The sequence below is a fragment of the Streptomyces sp. NBC_00461 genome (assembly GCF_036013935.1).
In the GTDB taxonomy this organism is placed as follows: domain Bacteria; phylum Actinomycetota; class Actinomycetes; order Streptomycetales; family Streptomycetaceae; genus Streptomyces.
In genome coordinates this window covers 8636307-8651764 of record NZ_CP107902.1, presented here as the reverse complement: position 1 = coordinate 8651764, position 15458 = coordinate 8636307, and the positions used below count along the sequence as shown (strand labels likewise).

The window sequence follows — 15458 nt, the reverse complement described above, 5'->3', positions numbered from 1 at the left end:
GGAGTTTGACTACCCATGAGCACGACACAGGACCCTCTCCGCTGGTCCGGACACGGATGTCCGAGCGTCGACCCGGCCGGAATCCACCAGGCCCTGGCCCAGGTGGAGCAGCCCGGGTTCATCGTCTCGACGGCGCGCGGGATCGGCGCTGTCGCGGGCGGCACGGCCGGCCCCGGCGGCAACGGCCCCGCCGTCCTGGCCGCCGTACCCGCCCTGCCGCCGCAGCGGCTCGGCTCGGCCGAGTTCCGGTCCGCGCACGGCGTACGGCAGTCGTACATGGCGGGCGCCATGGCCGGCGGGATCGCCTCCGCCGACCTGGTGATCGCACTGGCCCGGCAGGGCTTCCTCGCCTCCTTCGGCGCGGCGGGCCTGCTGCCGGAGACGATCGCGAAGGTGCTGGGCCGGTTCGCCACCGAGATCCCCGGGCTGCCCTACGCCGTGAACCTCATTCACAGCCCGAGCGAGGAACGGCTGGAGCGCGAGGCGGTCGAGCTGTTCCTGCGGCACGGTGTGCGGTGCGTGGAGGCCTCCGCGTACCTCGGGCTAACCGCGCACCTGGTCCGTTACCGGCTGGCCGGGCTGCGGCGCGACCCGTCCGGCCGGGTGGTCGCCGAGCACCGGGTCATCGCCAAGGTGTCCCGGGCGGAGACCGCCGAACGCTTCATGCGCCCCGCCCCGGCCGCACTGGTCGACACCCTGCTGCGGGAGGGACTCGTCACCCCGGAGCAGGCGCAGCTCGCCCACCATGTGCCGCTCGCGGACGACATCACCGTGGAGGCCGACTCGGGCGGCCACACCGACCGCCGTCCGCTGCCGGCCCTCTTCCCGGTCATCCTGCGCGTGCGCGACCACATCCAGCGCGAACACCGCTACGCCACCCCCATCCGGGTCGGTGCGGCGGGCGGCCTCGGCACCCCGGCGGCCGTCGCCGCCGCCTTCACCATGGGCGCGGCCTACGTGGTGACCGGTTCCGTCAACCAGTCCTGCCTGGAGTCGGGGACCTCACCGGCCGCCCGGGCGCTGCTCGCCCAGGCGGAGGTCACGGACTGCGTGATGGCGCCCGCGGCCGACATGTTCGAGATGGGTGTGGAGCTGCAAGTGCTCCGCCGCGGCTCGATGTTCGGGATGCGGGCCCAGCAGCTGTACCGCCTCTACCAGGCCTACGACGGCCTGGAGGCGTTGCCCGCGGAGGAGCGGGCGCGGCTGGAGTCGCAGCTGTTCCGCCGCCCGCTGGAGGCGATCTGGCAGGAGTGCGTGGCGTACTTCAGCCGCCGCGACCCGGACCAGCTCGCGCGTGCCGCGGACAACCCCAAGCGCCGGATGGCGCTGGTGTTCCGCTGGTACCTGGGCATGGCCTCGCGCTGGGCGGTGACCGGCGAGGCCGACCGCACGGCCGACTACCAGATCTGGTGCGGCCCTTCGATGGGCAGCTTCAACGCCTGGGTCGCCGGCAGCTACCTCAGCTCCCCCGAGAACCGCACGGTCGCCGACGTCGCGCACCACCTCATGCGCGGCGCCGCCTTCCACACCCGCCTCGCCCAGCTGGCCACCGCGGGCGTGACCATCCCGTCCGCCGCGGCCGACTACCAGCCCGTGCCCCTGGAGTTGCCCGCCCTCACCGAGGCCGCCCGATGAACGAGTTGACGCCACAGGCCGTCGAGGAGCTCCTCGGGAATCCCGACGACCCTGCCAATCCGTACGGCTTCGCGGCCGCCGTCGCCCGCGACGAGGCCGACGCCCACCCGGACGAGCTGTGCCGCACGCTCGTCTCGGCGGGCTTCCACCTCAACTACCTGCCCAGGGAGTGGGGCGGCACCCTCGCCTCCTTCGCCGACAGCATGACCCTGGTGCGCGCCGCGGCCCGCCGGGACGTCAACGTCATGCCCGGGACCATGTTCAGCATCATCGCCGCCACCTGCCTCCAGTTGCACGGCAGCGAGGAGCAGCGGCGGCGGGTGGCGGGCATCCTGACCCGCGGCGGCTCAGTGGCGTTCGCGCTGACCGAGGCCGACCACGGCAGCGATCTGCTGTCGGGCGAGGTGCGGCTCGACGAGGACGGCCGGCTGTACGGCGAGAAGTGGATGGTCGGCAACGGCCTGCGCTGCGAGGCCGTCTATGTGCTCGCCCGCACCGGCAAGCGCGGCCCGGGGGCGTTCTCGGCGTTCCTGCTGGACCCGGAGAGTGAGGGGCTGGTCCGTGAACCCGGCGCCCGCACCGGGGGCATGCGGGGCGTGGACACCGCGCGGTTGCGCTTCACCGGGCTGCGGGTTCCCGACGACGCGCTGGTCGGCAAGAAGGGTGAGGGGCTCGAAGTGGCCGTCCTCGCCCAGCAGGCCGTACGCCTGATGAGCATGGCCGGCAGCCTCGGCTGCGCGGACACCGCCCTGCGACTGACGCTCGGTTTCGCCGCCGAGCGGCGGGTCGCCGGTCGGCCGCTGGCCGAATCACCGCACGCACGCCGGGACCTGGCGATCGCCTCCGCGGCACTGCTGGCCGCGGACGCGGTGGCGCTGGCCGCCGCCCGGGGCATCCATGTCGCCCCGGGGTCGTTCAGCGTCTGGGCGCTCACCGCCAAGCATGTGGTGGCGGAGTCCACGGACGAACTGGTGCGGCGCTGCGCCGGCGTCCTCGCCACCCGCTCGGTGCTGCGCGAACAGGCGCCGGGCGCCGGGCTGTTCCAGAAGCTCCAGCGTGATGTGACCGTGGTCCGGGTGATCGACGCCAGCCCGCTGGCCAACCTGCGCGCGTACGCGGCGCAGATCCCCTCGCTCGCCAGGCGGGCGGACGCGGCGGATCAGGACGCCCTGCGTCAGATCTTCGACCTTGACGCCGAGTTGCCGCCCTACGAGCCGGCCCGGCTGGACCTGGTCGTCCGTGGCGCGGATCCCGTGACGGGCCAACTGCCCGACGTCTCGGACTTCCTGGAGGACCGCACCGCGGCCCTTGTCTGGCAACTCGGCGACGCGCTGGCCATGTTGGAGCGCGAGGCCGCCGCGGTACGGCGGCCCGGCGCCTGCCCCACCGCCCTGGTCGACCTGGCCGAGCGCTACGCGTGGCTGCACGCGGCCGCAGCGTGTGTGCACCTGTGGTGGGCCAACCGCGGCCGTTCGCTGTACGGCGGTGAGCCGGGCGACCCGGGCTGGCTGCGCGCGGCCCTCGCCTTCCTGCTGGCCCGCGCCGACGGCGTCGATCCCCGCCGCGCGGGCGCCGACCTGCTGCCCGCCCTGGACACCACCCTGGCGCTCACCGGCGACAACCGGCTGCTGACCGCCCTGCCCGTCCCTCTCGCTCCCGCCTCGCACCGGATGGAGAACTCCTGATGTCCCAGGCCGAGTTGACCGAACTCGCCGAGCGGCTCGAACAGTACCTCGGCGATCCGCGCGACCCGGCGAGCCGGATGTCGTTCCCCGCCGTACTGGACCACGACGAGCGCGACAGCTTCCCGTACGCCTTCGTCAGCATGCTGCACCGCTGGGGCTTCCTCGACTACGGGCTGCCCGCCGAGCAGGGCGGCAAGGCCGGCAACCCGGAGACCGGGTTCACGCTGATGCGGCTGGTCGCACGCCGGGACGGGGCGACCGCGATCGCGCTGGGTCTGACCAACGCCGCGTTCACGCCGGTGTGGATCGCGGGCACCGACGAGCAGAAGCGCCGGCAGATCGACGACGTGCACGGGGGCGTCAGCATCGCGTGGGGGCTGTCCGAGGCCGCGCACGGCAGCGATCTGCTGAGCAACGAGGTGGTCGCGGAGAAGGTGCCGGGCGGCTACCGGGTGACCGGTGAGAAGTGGCCGATCGGCAACGCCACGTTCGCCGACCGCATGGTCGTCTTCGCCCGCACCGGGCCGCGCGGGGGCGCCGGGGACTATTCGATCCTCGTCGTCGACAAGTGGCGGGCCGAGGCCGAGACGCTGCGCGAGACGCCGCTGCTCAAGCTGCACGGCGTGCGGGCCCTGGATCTCAGCGGCCTGCGGATGGACGGGGTGTTCGTGCCCGAGTCCGACCGCATCGGGGCCGAGGGGCAGGGACTGGAGATCGCCCTGAAGACCAGTCAGACGGCGCGGGTGGTGATCCTCAGCCTCGCCCTGTCGGGCGTGGACACCTCGCTGCGCACCGCGCTGGAGTTCGCGCAGGACCGGGTGCTGTTCAACACCCCGGTGATCGAGTCCCCGTACACCGGGCGCCAACTCGCCGAGTGCTTCGCCGACCTGATGGTGGCGGACGCGGTGTGCCTGGGCGCGGTGCGCAGCGTGCAGGCCTCGCCGGCGCAGGTGAGCGTGTGGTCGTCGGTGGCCAAGTACGTGGTGCCGACGCTGCTGGAGCAGACGCACTCCCGGCTGAGCGTGGTGCTCGGTGCGCGGACGTTCCTGCGCACGCATCCCCGTTTCGGCATGCACCAGAAGATGCTGCGGGACCTGATGGTCACGAACGTCGCCGACGGCAACACCGTCGTCAATCTGCGCAATATCGGCCACCAGCTGGCCTCCCTCCTGGAGAGGGCGCGTGCGGCGAGCCCGGAGCTGCGCCGCGAGGCCGCGGAGCGCACCGCCGTGCTCTACGCCATGGACGCCGAACTTCCCCTCTACCGGCCGCACTTGCAGGAGCTGTCCAGCCGCGGCCTCGACGACGCGATCCTGGCCGCACCCGACGCTCTGGTACGGCTGCGGGTGCTCGCCGACCGGGCGGCCGACAAGGACCGCGACCGGCTGCTGCTCGCCGCCGACGTGGCCGGCGGGCTCCTCGGCAGGCTCGGCCCGTTGGAGGAGCAGGCGCAGCGGCTGCGGGCGGAGCTGGGCCGCGGGTACGCCACCTCGGCCGAGCTGTTCGACCTGGCGCAGGAGTACTGCCTGGTGCACGCGGCCGCCGCGTGCGTGCACACCTATGTCCACTCGCAGGAGTCGATGGTCGTCCCGCTGCCTAGTGCCGCCCTGCTGCTGCTCCAACTGGAGCGGCTGAACCGGCAGTTCCACCCGTACGAGCCCTACCGCGACCCGACCGCCGCCGACGAGGTCCTGACCGTACTCACGCGGCTGCATGGCGAGAACCGGCTGCTGTCGCACTGGCCGATCACCCTGGCGGAGCGCACCGCCCCCGCCGAGGGGGCCCGGTGCGCGGAAGCCCGGTGAGCGAGGACACGCGGGCGATCGACGTGTGGACACTGCCCGAGCAGGGGGTGGCGGAGCTGGCCTCCCGTATGGGCGGGACCGCGCTGCTGAGTTCCACGGAGCGGGAGCGGCACGACCGGCTGCGCCGCCCGGCCTCCCGGCGGCGCTTCCTCGGCGGGCGCCTGCTGAGCCGACTCGCCCTCAGCATCCGCGCCGAACTGCCGCCGGACACCTGGCAGTTCGCCCTCACCCGCACCGGCCGGCCCGAGCCCCGCCCGGATCACGGACTGCGGTTCAACCTGTCGCACACCGATGGCCTGATCGTGTGCGTGGTCACGCAGGGCCGGGCCTGTGGGGTGGACGTCGAGCGCGTCCCCTTCGACCCCGACAAGACGCGCTTCGTGAGCGCCTACTTCGACACCGCCGACCGGTCCGGCCCCTACCGGTCCGCCGTCTCGGACCTCGACCCGACCAACCGATGGGTGCTCACCGAGGCCTATCTCAAGGGCCTCGGTGTCGGACTGGCCGACGGCCCGGCAGGCGTGCACTTCCGGCGGACCGGTGCCGGACGGTTCTCCGTCACCGACCACCGCCGGCCGGCCACCGCCGCGGGATGGCAGCTCCAGCTGCTGCGCCCTTACCCGAACCACCTCATCGCCGTGGCGACCGAGGGCGGCGGCACCCTTCGCCACCGCTCCCCCGCCTGGGGCCGGCAGACCACGCCCCCCATGCCGCATCTCCCCCGGAAGGAAGACCTGCCATGCCCGAGCACACCCCGCTGAACGTCGCCGTGATCGGGGCCGGCCCCGCCGGCCTGTCCGCCGCCTACCACCTGCGCGACCGCGCCCGCATCACGATCTTCGAGCGCGAGCACCGGCCCGGCGGCCACGCCAACACGGTGGAGGTCGAGGAAAACGGCCGGACCATCGGCCTGGACACGGCGTTCATCGTCTGCAATCGCCGCTACTACCCGCAACTGACCGCCTTCTTCGACGAGTTGGGTGTCGAGACCGTTGCCCACCCGGGCGGCTTCACGTTCTTCGACCTCGACAGCGGCCTGGAGTTCGGCACCGAGGAACTCGAGTGGGACGAGTCCGCCATCGAGGAGCGCTACGCCGCCGACCACCCGACCTTCCCGACGGTCTGGCGGGAGGCGCGCCGCTTCCACCAGGAGAGCCGCCGGGACTTCGTGCGCGGCCGGGCGAACATGTCGCTGGGCGCCTACCTCGACCAGGGCGGCTACAGCCAGGAGTTCCGCCACTCGTTCCTGATCATGCTGTGCTCGGCGGTCTGGTCGGTGCCCGCCGAGCTGATCTGGGAGATGCCGGCGGCGACGGTGATCGCATTCTTCGTCGGCCATGACGAGGGCGGTCTCGGCGGGCAGCGGGTCGACTGGCGGACGGTGGGCGGCGGTTCGATCTCCTACGTCCGCAAGGCCCTCGCGGCGACCGGCCCCGACCTGCGCGTCTCCGCTCCGGCGGTCGCCGTGCGGCAGGAGCAGGATCACGTCGCCGTGACCACGGCGTCCGGTACGGAGCGGTTCGACTACGCGGTGCTCGCCACGCACGCCGATGAGGCCCTCGCCCTGCTGCACAAGCCCACCGACGCCCAGCGGGCGGCGGTGGAAGGGGTGCGGTACAGCAGTTCCCGGGTCGTCCTGCACACCGACCCGTCCCTGATGCCCACGGACCGGGACAGCTGGATGTCCTGGAACTACGGCAAACGCCAGGTGGACGGCGAGACCCGTTGCTTCGTCACCTACTACCTCAACCAGCTGCAGGACTTCACGGCCGAGCGGGACTACTTCGTCACCCTCGACCCGCCCGGCCCGGTGGACGCCGCCTCGGTCCTCGCCGAGTTCGACTACACCCACCCGGTCATCGACATGGCTCTGCGCGAGCGGCAGTCGGTGATCTACGACGCCAACGAGGGCACCCGGGTGAAGCTGTGCGGGTCCTACTTCCACTCCAAGCAGCTGGGCCCGGACCAGATCGGCTCGCACGAGGCCGCGTTCGCGGCGGGCGCGGAGGCGGCGGCCCAGCTGCTGCGCGAACTGGGCTGAACCGGACGGATTCCAGGGGCGGTTCAGTGCTCACCGTGCCGTCGCGCCGACTCGTTCTCCTGGGCCATGCGCCGCAGTGCCAGCAGCGCGGGCTCCAGGAGGACGGTCAGCAGCAGCGCCCGTTCCGCCAGTTCCAACGGGTCCTGAATGCCGTCGAGCTGGTCGAGGTCGAGAGCGGCCGTCTGTTCGGCCAGGCGGGCGTAGGGCAGCAGGGTGCGCAGGTCCAGTGGGGCGCCGAGGGTGCGCAGCGAGGTCAGGGTCTCGGCGAGGTCGGCCCTGGCCGGTGCCGCCCGGTGCACGTTCCAGTTCAACTCCTTGACCAGTTCGTCGACTTCGACCGTTTCCGGCGAGCCTTCCGCGGGCTCCTCGGCCAGCCGGATCGCGCCGAGGGCGAGACCCAGGACGCGGTGGGTGTCGTCGGTGTGCTCGGCCAGGGCGTTCAGCACGTCCCGGGCGGTGCTCACCGGCAGGCCCCGCACGCCGACGAGGGCGCGGATCAGGCGCAGCCGGCGCAGGTGCTGATCGTCGTACTCGGCCTGGGTCGCGGCGGTCTGCCGTCCGGGCGGGAGCAGGCCCTCGCGAATGTAGTACTTGATCGTCGTGACCGAGGCGCCGCTACGGCGGCTCAGTTCGGACATGCGCATCGGAATCGACTCCGCTCTGGAAATTGGATACCTTCACTGTCTAGTCTGGATAGTAGAGGTATCTAATTCTATCCCTCCGAGCAGCCGGAGAAGGCCGCAGCCATGCCCACTCTGCCCTGGACCACCGTCTCCACCCCCGCACCGGACGCCCAGGCGTTCGTCATGGCCTCCCGTCTGGAGGTGCGCTCTCTCAAGGACGTGCCGCGTTTCTTCCTCAAGTCCCTGGCCGCGTGGAGGCAGGTCTCCAATGCGCCCGGCGCGTACGGCGCCTCACTGATCGCGGAGCCGTTCAAGCGCACCTTCTGGACCCTGTCGGCCTGGCAGGACAAGGAGGCGCTGTACACGTACGCGAAGACCGAGCCGCACCGCTCGATCATGACCGGGCTGCGCTCCACGATGAAGGACTCGGTCTTCACCTTCTGGCAGGTCAAGGCGGCCGACCTGCCCATCGACTGGACGGACGCCCGGCGCCGGCTCGCCGAGCAGCAGCCCACCGACGCCTGATCCCCCCCACCGGCTCCCAGGAGAGATCCCACCATGACCCTGTCCGAACAGAACCCGGCCGTCGCCGACCCGGTCGACACACCGGCGGCACCCGCCGCCCGCCGCATCCCGCTCTGGCTGGCGATCGTGGCGTGCAGCGTGCCCATGTTCATGGTCGCGCTCGACAACCTCGTCGTGTCGACCGCCCTGCACACCCTCGCCGTCGACCTGAAGGCGTCCACCCAGCAGTTGCAGTGGTTCGTCAACGCCTATGTCCTCAGCTTCGCCTGTCTGCTGATGACCGGCGCGGCCCTCGGTGACCGGTTCGGCCGCCGCCGCGTCTTCGTGCTCGGCATCGCCGTTTTCACGCTGGCCTCCATCGGCTGCGGCCTGGCCGACACCAGCACGCAGCTGATCACCTTCCGCACGATCCAGGGCTTCGGCGCGGCGGCCGTCATGCCGCTGTCGCTGACCCTGCTCTCCCACGCGGTGCCGGAGCGGCTGCGCGGCATGGCACTCGGCGTGTGGTCCGGGGTCAGCGGGCTCGCCGTGGCGATGGGCCCGGTGGTGGGCGGCGCGGTGGTCGACGGCCTGGACTGGCGGTGGATCTTCTGGATCAACGTGCCGGTCTGCGTGATCGCCATCCCGCTGGTCCTCTTCGCCCTGCGCGAGAGCTCCCTGCCCGCCGTGCGCCTGGACCTGGCGGGCATGCTGCTGGCCGCGGCCGGCCTGTGCGCCGTGGTGTGGGCCATCGTGCACGGCGAGACCGACGGCTGGACCTCGGCGAAGGTGCTGGGGGCGTTCGCGGCCGGTGCCGTACTGCTGGCGGCCTTCGTCGTCTGGGAGGCCCGCACCCCGCAGCCGATGCTGCCCCTCTCCTTCTACAAGGTACGCGCCTTCACGCTCACCAACATCGTCTCCGCGACCATGTACTTCGGCGTCTTCGGCTCCTTGTTCCTGCTCGCCCAGTACCTCCAGATCGTGCCCTCGCGCACCCCGCTGGAGGCGGGTGTCCGCACCCTCGCCTGGACCCTGATGCCGATGTTCGTCGCCCCGGTCGCCGGGCTGCTGACGGACAAGGTCGGCGGCGGCCGGCTCATGGCGCTGGGGCTGTTCCTTCAGGGTGTCGGCCTCGGCTGGATCAACCTGGTCGCCGACACCGACACGGCGTACTCCTCCCTCGTCGGCCCCATGGTCGTCGCCGGTATCGGCATGGGCTTCGTGTTCGCGCCGACGGCGGCCGTCGTGCTCGGTTCGGTCGCCCAGGAACACGCGGGCAAGGCGTCCGGCGCCAACACGACGGTGCGGGAGATCGGCGGCGCGCTCGGCATCGCGGTGCTGAGCACGGTGTTCGTGACGTACGGCAGCACGCAGAGCCCGCAGGAGTTCATCGACGGGCTGCACCACGCGGTGTGGGTCGGCGTGGCGGTGGTGTTCGGCGGCGCGCTGTGCGCCCTCGGCATCCCGCGCCGGCCCCGCCCGGCGGACGTGGAGGGGTGAACCCGTCCGCATGGTGAGGATGAGCGCGGCGGAACGACGGGAGGCCGTGGTGCGCGCGGCTCTGGCCGAGTTCGCGCAACAGGGCTACCACGCCACCTCGACCGGGGCTATCGCCCGGCGCGTGGGCGTCTCGCAGCCGTATCTGTTCCGGCTGTTCCCCGACAAGAAGGCGATCTTCGTCGCCGCCGCGCTCAGGTCCCTGGAGGACACCCGCCTGGTCATGGAGGCGGCGGCCAGGGGCCTTGAAGGCGCCGAGGCCCGCCGCGCCATGGCGCAGGCCTACACCCGGCTGATCACGGAGCGGCCCGACCGGCTGGCGATGCAACTCCAGTCCTACGTCGCCGTGGCCGCCGCCGAGGCGGAGGGGGACCACACGCTCGGCGAGGCGATCCGGGCCGGCTGGACCGGGCTGTGGGAGACGGTGCACGCGCCACTGGGTGCCGACACCACCGAGACCTCGGCCTTCATGGCTTGCGGGATGCTGCTGGGCGCCCTGACGACGATGGGGTTCCCGCCGGGGCACCGGGCGTGGGAGTGGGCCTGCTCAGCCCTCAAGCCGGCAGGAGAAGCTCCAGCTCCAGCCAGCGGGCCAGGTCCGCCATCTCCTGGCTGATCTCGGCTCGCATGGCCTCGGTGAACGGCACGTCCTCGTGGACGGCGTTGACGCGCAGCACCCCGGCCTTGCGGTCGGCAGCGGCGTCGAGTTTCCCGACCAGCCGCTCGCCGTACAGGATCGGCAGCGCGAAGTAGCCCCAGCGGCGCTTGGCGGACGGCTTGTACATCTCCAGCTGGTACTCGTACTCGAACAGCTCGGTCGTGCGCCTGCGGTCGTGGACGAGGCGGTCGAAGGGTGACAGCAGTGCTGCCCGCCCCTCGAAGGGCAGGCCCAACTGGGCAGGATCCACGCGCCACTTGCCCCGGACACCCTCGACGACAGCGGCCTCACCCGCCTCGCCCACGTCCGCCGGCTCGACCTGGCACTCGGGTCCGCGGGCGCGCGCGATGCCAAGGGCACTCAGCCGCCGTTCGTCGCGGATGCGCAGCGCCTCCTCGACCGGGATCGGGGGGATGCCGGGGTAGACGCGGTCGGCCAGGTCCCACAGCCGGTCGCCTCCGGTGCGGCCCGCGACGGCCACTTCGCCCCGCTGCACCATGAGTTCGAGCAGCTTGGTGACATTGCGGTTGTTCGTCCAGCCGCTCGACCTCCACGGCTCGGCACAGGTGTCCGGCAGGGTCCGGGAGGGCAACGGCCCCTCGGCACCGAGCCGTTCGAGGATGTCTCGCCGACACGCGTCGTTGGCCTCCACCCATGTGCGGTGGTACTCGCGCCAGGACGAGGGCGTCCCCCGCTCGGGCCACTCGGCCATCTCGGCGCGGTAGAGCGCGAGGTCCTCGGCCGGCCGGATCATCGCCTGCAGCTCCAGCAGCGACCGCTTCTCGCGGGCGGCACTCAGCTCGGCCGGTGCGTACGACGAGCCGAGCCGGCTCCAGGCGACGAGGTCCGCGTTGGGAGCGATGGCGGCGATCGGGTCGATCTGCAGCAGGGTCAGCCCGCGCACCAGCTCCAGCAGCCCGCCCGGCCGTGAGCCGTCCAGGAGTTGGGCGCGTACGGCGATGCGGCGGGCGTCGGTGCGCGAAAGCTCGTGGACGGTCATGCGAACGAGGCTAGGCGACGGGTCTGACAATGAGCCGTGCCCTCCCCGGTCCCGGGAGGCGATCGGCTACCAGTCTCGGGTGGCGATCAGCTCCTCCACGTCGGCGCCCTCGAAGCCGTAGGCCTGAGCGACGAACCAGAAGTCCTCGGCTATCTCCTCGCGCGCCACCGTCTCGATGTCGCTGTCGGCCTCCCAGAACGCGTCCTGCAGGGTGTTGAACTCCTCGGTGGCTGCCTGGGTCAGGACGTACAGCGCCTCCAGGTCGGCCGGTCCCTCGGCCTCGATGCGCTCGCACAGCGCGAGCAGGACCGCCCTGCCGCGGTCCACGAGGTGGTCCTGGTAGTAGCCGTCCCGGTACAGGGCCTTCAGAAACGGGTGTGTGAGCACCTGCTGGTTGCTGACGGGCACGCTGGTCCCCCGCCCTCCTGGACGTCCGATGTGACACCTTGATCGTGCACCACGCCACTGACAACGCCCGCCCGGGAGCCTGCCGCATGACCCCTGACACCCCGCCCTTCCAGCTCCTGCCCGGCGCCCCCCACTCCCCCGTGATCCTGCACGTGCCGCACTCGGCGCGTCGGATACCGGCCGAGGTGCGGGCCGGCATCGTGCTCGACGAGGCGGCGCTGGAGCGCGAGTTGGACCACATCACCGACGCGCACACGGCCGAGCTGGCGGATGCCGCGGCGCAGCGGTGCGCCGTCGCGCCGTGGCGGTTCGTGAACCGGCTCTCTCGGCTGGTCGTCGACCCGGAGCGCTTCCCGGACGAGCGGGAGGAGATGAGTTCCGTCGGGATGGGCGCGGTCTACACCCGGACCACCCACCGGGACGTGCTGCGGCCCGCGGACGCCGACCCCGAGCCGCTGATCGACCGCTACTTCCGGCCGTACGCGCGGGCCATGACCGAGGCGGTGGCCGACCGGCTGGCGGCCACGGGCCGGGCTGTGATCATCGACGTCCACTCCTACCCGAGCGCGCCCCTGCCCTACGAGCTGCACGGCGCGGGCCCCCGTCCGCCGGTCTGCCTCGGCACGGACTCCTTCCACACGCCGTCCGAGCTGTCGACGGCGGCGCGCGAGGCGTTCGACGCGTGCGGGGAGACGGGGCTCGACAGCCCGTTCAGCGGAACGTACGTGCCCTTGGAGTTCTACGGGAAGGAGCCGCGCGTCGATGCGCTGATGGTGGAGATCCGCCGGGACACGTACATGACCGAGCCGGGCGGGCCGACCGGCCCCGGACTGACCCGGCTGGCCTCGGCGCTCGCCACGCTCGTCGACGCCGTGTCGGGCTGACCTCGGCCCGGCGCACTCCCGCGCGACAGCCGCCCGGGCGCGGCCGAGGGATCCGCGGTCAGGCCGTCACCCAGTCCGTGACGAGCACTCCCTCGCCGGTCCGCAGCCGCAGGGCGAAGGGACCGGCGGGGGGTTCGTCGTAGGTGAAGCGCCCCATGGTGTCGGTCTCCAGCGGCGAACCGGCCTGCGGGCCGCTGAGCACCTCGATGGCGGCGGTCTGCGGCGGCAGCACCTGCCCCATCAGGCCCTGCGCGGTCAGTTCGACGTCAACGGTCACCCCGCCCGCGTGGAACGTGAGCATCCGCGGTACGTCCGTCGCGCCGCGCACGGGGATGGCGTCCACCACCGAGTCGAAGGTCAGCTCGGCGATGCGGGCGTCGAGGTCGTGCAGCGCGAAGGCCTCGACGGCGAGGCGGCGCAGTTCCGGCGGCACCGGGTCCAGGATGGCCGCGGCCCGGCGGAGTTCCTCCTCCAGCAGGTCGAAACCCAGGTCCTCGCCGTCGAAGGCGTCCTCGCCGCTCATGTCACTCATGTCGTCGTCCATGTCCCTCACACCGCCCCCCGTGCTTCCAGTCGTGCCCGCAGGCGCCGCAAACAGCGCTGGCGGAGCGGTCCGATACTGCCCACGGCGATGCCCAGCGCCGAGGACACCTCCTGGTAGCTGGGCGTCGGCGAGGCCATCAGGACCCGCAGCAACTGCCTGCAACGATCGCCGAGTTCCTCGAACTCCTGCCACAGATGCCGGATCCGCTCGGTCTCGGCCGCCGCGTCCTCCAGATCGAGGAACGACTGCTCGGGCGTACGGTCCTCACTGACCCGGTCGAGCAGCTGCGGATCGTCCGTCGGGGTCAGCCGCCTTAAGCTCTTGAGCACCTTCAGGCATTCGTGGCGCGCGGTACTCGCCAGCCACGCCCCCGCCTTCTCCGGTTCGCGGATCCGCCCCAGGTGCTGGGCGAAGCGGAACCACACCGTCTGGTACACCTCGTGCGCGTCGGCGTCGGAGAGCCGGTGCGAGCGCACCACCGACCACACCAGTGGGCTCAGCCCTTCCACGAGCGCCTTCCAGGCCGCCGCGTCACCGTCGACGGCCGTCCGGACCAACGCGCCGACATCTGCTCGGTCCACGGCCCCACCCCTCGTGTACGGCAAGTCATCGTACGCCGTGGAGGGGGCCGTTCCGGACCTCATGCTCCGGGTGAGAGCTGTACGACCGGGCCCGGGCGCCAGCCGGCCGGGCGGAGCGCCGGTACGTGCGCCCCGCGTACTTCCGCGAACCCGGTGTTCGCCGCGAGCAGTTGCACTCGGGCGGCGCGGGCGTCGCTCATCTTGTTGGCGGTCATGTAGGCGGCGACCATGCCTGCGGCCACCGGAGCGGAGAACGAGGTGCCGCTCCAGTGCGCGTAGCCCTCGAACATCACCTGGTCCGCCTTGGCGGACGAAGGGGTGCCCGCCTCGCTCAACGCACCGGTGTGGCGCGGGTACTGGCAGGTGCACGCGTACCCGAAGCCGAACCGGCACGCTTCGTACGTGGAGTGCTGGTAGAGGTACGGCACGGGCGCGTCGAAGCCGGTCAGAGCGCTCGTGAGGCGCTCGCCGGGGGCGTACGCGTTCACCCAGGAGCCGTGGTTGCTGAAGCAGGCACCGTACTCGCCGTCGCCGCGCAGCGCGCCGACCGACAGCACGACGTCGGAGTAGTCGGGCAGGGAGGCGTAGGCGGCGGGCCAGAACGGGGTGGCGCTCGCGTTGTTGCCGGCCGCCGCGACCAGCAGGGTGCGCTGCCCGCGGAGTGCCTGCATGAAGCTCTCCACGCCGAGCAGGCCGTCGGTGCGGCCGTTGGAGGTGCCGGCGGACAGGCTGATGATGTCCGGCCAGCCGTGCTCGTCGACCGCGTCGAAGAGCCGCTGACCGAAGTCGGACTCCAGGATGGCGCCCGCGTCGTTGAGAGTGTTGCGCACGGTGACGTTCGTGTTGGGTGCGACGGCCGCGAGCAGCCCGGCGATGAACGTGCCGTGGCCGACGTACTGCAGCAGGTTGCCCTGCTCGTCGGTCTCGACGCCGTGCAGGTCGCCCTGGACGTGGGCGAGCAGCGGGACCATTCCGTAGTCGTGCGTAAGGCCGTTGTCGATGACCAGGACGCCGACGGCGGTGTCCGCGTCATGGCCGGCCTCGGCCGCGGCCGGGTTGGTGCCCTGGGTGAGCGGGGCCGGCACGGGCTCGTCGCCCGGACAGGAGTTGACCGCGATCGACACCACGTGGTTGCGGCTGACCAGCCGGCGCTCGGCGCGCCCCTCCTGCGCGCGCAGGGCCCGCAGGGCGTGCGCGACGGCCCGGTCGCCGCGCCGGTCGCCGTGGCCCGGGTCGCCGACCTGGATACGGGTGATGCCCGAGCGGTTGGTCTCCGGGCTCACCCGCTGCACACGGTCGGCGGTCAGTCCGGTCGCCTCGGTGAAGTGCGTGCGCACGGTGTCCTCGACGAGGCGCGCCTCCTCACCGTCACGGGCGAGCACCACACCCTTCTCGTAGATGAACTCCGCCGCGTCGTCGGGCCCCATGGCCAGGGAGACGTCGGGCATCGAACGCTGGATCTGGTCGAACTGCTCGTGGAATCGCTGAGGTGCCATGGCGTGTCCTCCCGTTGAGGCGACAGTCGTCAATCAGAGTCTCGGGGCAGTCGATTGATACAGCACCAAACCGGTGTGGGGCGCAACCAGGGCCACT

General features: G+C 72.0%; 15 protein-coding genes. 9 read left to right on the top strand and 6 right to left on the bottom strand.

What is annotated here, in order from left to right; all coding sequences use genetic code 11:
- Positions 1 to 15 precede the first annotated feature (15 nt).
- The 5 genes from OG870_RS40100 to OG870_RS40080 are packed head-to-tail and all read left to right on the top strand — an operon-like array spanning position 16 to position 7166.
- The gene (locus tag OG870_RS40100; RefSeq protein ID WP_266591881.1) at positions 16 to 1635 is read left to right on the top strand and encodes a PfaD family polyunsaturated fatty acid/polyketide biosynthesis protein; all 1620 of its coding nucleotides are present in this window, start codon (positions 16 to 18) and stop codon (positions 1633 to 1635) included.
- Entirely contained in the window at positions 1632 to 3320 is a 1689-nt protein-coding gene (locus tag OG870_RS40095) for an acyl-CoA dehydrogenase family protein (protein WP_266591880.1), read from the top strand. The genes OG870_RS40100 and OG870_RS40095 overlap by 4 nt, the downstream gene beginning before the upstream one ends.
- On the top strand, positions 3320 to 5125 hold the full coding sequence (locus tag OG870_RS40090) for an acyl-CoA dehydrogenase family protein (RefSeq protein ID WP_266591879.1): 1806 nt from the start codon (positions 3320 to 3322) through the stop codon (positions 5123 to 5125). Before OG870_RS40095 ends, OG870_RS40090 begins: the two co-directional genes overlap by 1 nt.
- The gene (locus tag OG870_RS40085) at positions 5122 to 5886 is read left to right on the top strand and encodes a 4'-phosphopantetheinyl transferase family protein (RefSeq protein WP_266591878.1); all 765 of its coding nucleotides are present in this window, start codon (positions 5122 to 5124) and stop codon (positions 5884 to 5886) included. The genes OG870_RS40090 and OG870_RS40085 overlap by 4 nt, the downstream gene beginning before the upstream one ends.
- Positions 5865 to 7166 (top strand): NAD(P)/FAD-dependent oxidoreductase, encoded by a 1302-nt coding sequence (locus OG870_RS40080; RefSeq protein ID WP_266591877.1) that lies wholly within the window; start codon positions 5865 to 5867, stop codon positions 7164 to 7166. Before OG870_RS40085 ends, OG870_RS40080 begins: the two co-directional genes overlap by 22 nt.
- Before the next feature lie 23 nt (positions 7167 to 7189).
- Here OG870_RS40080 and OG870_RS40075 read toward each other — a convergent pair whose 3' ends face one another.
- Entirely contained in the window at positions 7190 to 7810 is a 621-nt protein-coding gene (locus tag OG870_RS40075; RefSeq protein ID WP_266591876.1) for a MerR family transcriptional regulator, read from the bottom strand.
- A 102-nt stretch (positions 7811 to 7912) separates the two neighbouring features.
- On the opposite strand from OG870_RS40075, the gene OG870_RS40070 reads away from it, so the two are divergent.
- From OG870_RS40070 to OG870_RS40060, 3 genes are read left to right on the top strand one after another with little or no spacing between them, the layout of a single operon-like run.
- Positions 7913 to 8314, top strand: coding sequence for a DUF3291 domain-containing protein (locus tag OG870_RS40070; RefSeq protein ID WP_327691994.1), 402 nt, complete (start codon positions 7913 to 7915; stop codon positions 8312 to 8314).
- A 33-nt stretch (positions 8315 to 8347) separates the two neighbouring features.
- Positions 8348 to 9793 (top strand): MFS transporter, encoded by a 1446-nt coding sequence (locus OG870_RS40065; protein ID WP_266591874.1) that lies wholly within the window; start codon positions 8348 to 8350, stop codon positions 9791 to 9793.
- A gap of 10 nt (positions 9794 to 9803) precedes the next feature.
- The gene (locus OG870_RS40060; RefSeq protein ID WP_266591873.1) at positions 9804 to 10406 is read left to right on the top strand and encodes a TetR/AcrR family transcriptional regulator; all 603 of its coding nucleotides are present in this window, start codon (positions 9804 to 9806) and stop codon (positions 10404 to 10406) included.
- Here OG870_RS40060 and OG870_RS40055 read toward each other — a convergent pair.
- Positions 10345 to 11448 carry a DNA glycosylase AlkZ-like family protein gene (locus OG870_RS40055; protein WP_266529131.1) on the bottom strand — a complete coding sequence of 368 codons (1104 nt, stop codon included), beginning with the start codon at positions 11446 to 11448 and terminating at the stop codon, positions 10345 to 10347. The genes OG870_RS40060 and OG870_RS40055 overlap by 62 nt on opposite strands.
- A 66-nt stretch (positions 11449 to 11514) precedes the next feature.
- On the bottom strand, positions 11515 to 11856 hold the full coding sequence (locus tag OG870_RS40050; protein WP_266591872.1) for a DUF5713 family protein: 342 nt from the start codon (positions 11854 to 11856) through the stop codon (positions 11515 to 11517).
- 86 nt (positions 11857 to 11942) lie between these two features.
- On the opposite strand from OG870_RS40050, the gene OG870_RS40045 reads away from it, so the two are divergent.
- Positions 11943 to 12740, top strand: coding sequence for an N-formylglutamate amidohydrolase (locus tag OG870_RS40045; protein ID WP_266591871.1), 798 nt, complete (start codon positions 11943 to 11945; stop codon positions 12738 to 12740).
- 58 nt (positions 12741 to 12798) lie between these two features.
- Here OG870_RS40045 and OG870_RS40040 read toward each other — a convergent pair whose 3' ends face one another.
- Genes OG870_RS40040 through OG870_RS40030 form a run of 3 tightly spaced genes read right to left on the bottom strand, consistent with a single transcriptional unit; the run spans position 12799 to position 15361 of the window.
- Positions 12799 to 13272: a hypothetical protein gene (locus OG870_RS40040; RefSeq protein ID WP_405625709.1), complete on the bottom strand. Its 474-nt coding sequence runs from the start codon at positions 13270 to 13272 to the stop codon at positions 12799 to 12801.
- A gap of 17 nt (positions 13273 to 13289) precedes the next feature.
- On the bottom strand, positions 13290 to 13865 hold the full coding sequence (locus OG870_RS40035; protein ID WP_266591870.1) for an RNA polymerase sigma factor: 576 nt from the start codon (positions 13863 to 13865) through the stop codon (positions 13290 to 13292).
- Between the two features lie 59 nt (positions 13866 to 13924).
- A complete protein-coding gene (locus OG870_RS40030) occupies positions 13925 to 15361 on the bottom strand; it encodes a S8/S53 family peptidase (protein WP_266591869.1) in 1437 nt (478 codons plus the stop codon).
- Positions 15362 to 15458: the final 97 nt, after the last annotated feature.

Bases quoted from the DNA above. Each gene is read 5' to 3' on its own strand.
- OG870_RS40100 (WP_266591881.1), top strand. From the start codon at position 16: ATGAGCACGACACAGGACCCTCTCCGCTGGTCCGGACACGGATGTCCG.
- OG870_RS40095 (WP_266591880.1), top strand. From the start codon at position 1,632: ATGAACGAGTTGACGCCACAGGCCGTCGAGGAGCTCCTCGGGAATCCC.
- OG870_RS40090 (WP_266591879.1), top strand. From the start codon at position 3,320: ATGTCCCAGGCCGAGTTGACCGAACTCGCCGAGCGGCTCGAACAGTAC.
- OG870_RS40080 (WP_266591877.1), top strand. From the start codon at position 5,865: ATGCCCGAGCACACCCCGCTGAACGTCGCCGTGATCGGGGCCGGCCCC.
- OG870_RS40075 (WP_266591876.1), bottom strand. From the start codon at position 7,810: ATGCGCATGTCCGAACTGAGCCGCCGTAGCGGCGCCTCGGTCACGACG.
- OG870_RS40070 (WP_327691994.1), top strand. From the start codon at position 7,913: ATGCCCACTCTGCCCTGGACCACCGTCTCCACCCCCGCACCGGACGCC.
- OG870_RS40065 (WP_266591874.1), top strand. From the start codon at position 8,348: ATGACCCTGTCCGAACAGAACCCGGCCGTCGCCGACCCGGTCGACACA.
- OG870_RS40060 (WP_266591873.1), top strand. From the start codon at position 9,804: ATGGTGAGGATGAGCGCGGCGGAACGACGGGAGGCCGTGGTGCGCGCG.
- OG870_RS40055 (WP_266529131.1), bottom strand. From the start codon at position 11,448: ATGACCGTCCACGAGCTTTCGCGCACCGACGCCCGCCGCATCGCCGTA.
- OG870_RS40045 (WP_266591871.1), top strand. From the start codon at position 11,943: ATGACCCCTGACACCCCGCCCTTCCAGCTCCTGCCCGGCGCCCCCCAC.
- OG870_RS40040 (WP_405625709.1), bottom strand. From the start codon at position 13,272: ATGAGTGACATGAGCGGCGAGGACGCCTTCGACGGCGAGGACCTGGGT.
- OG870_RS40030 (WP_266591869.1), bottom strand. From the start codon at position 15,361: ATGGCACCTCAGCGATTCCACGAGCAGTTCGACCAGATCCAGCGTTCG.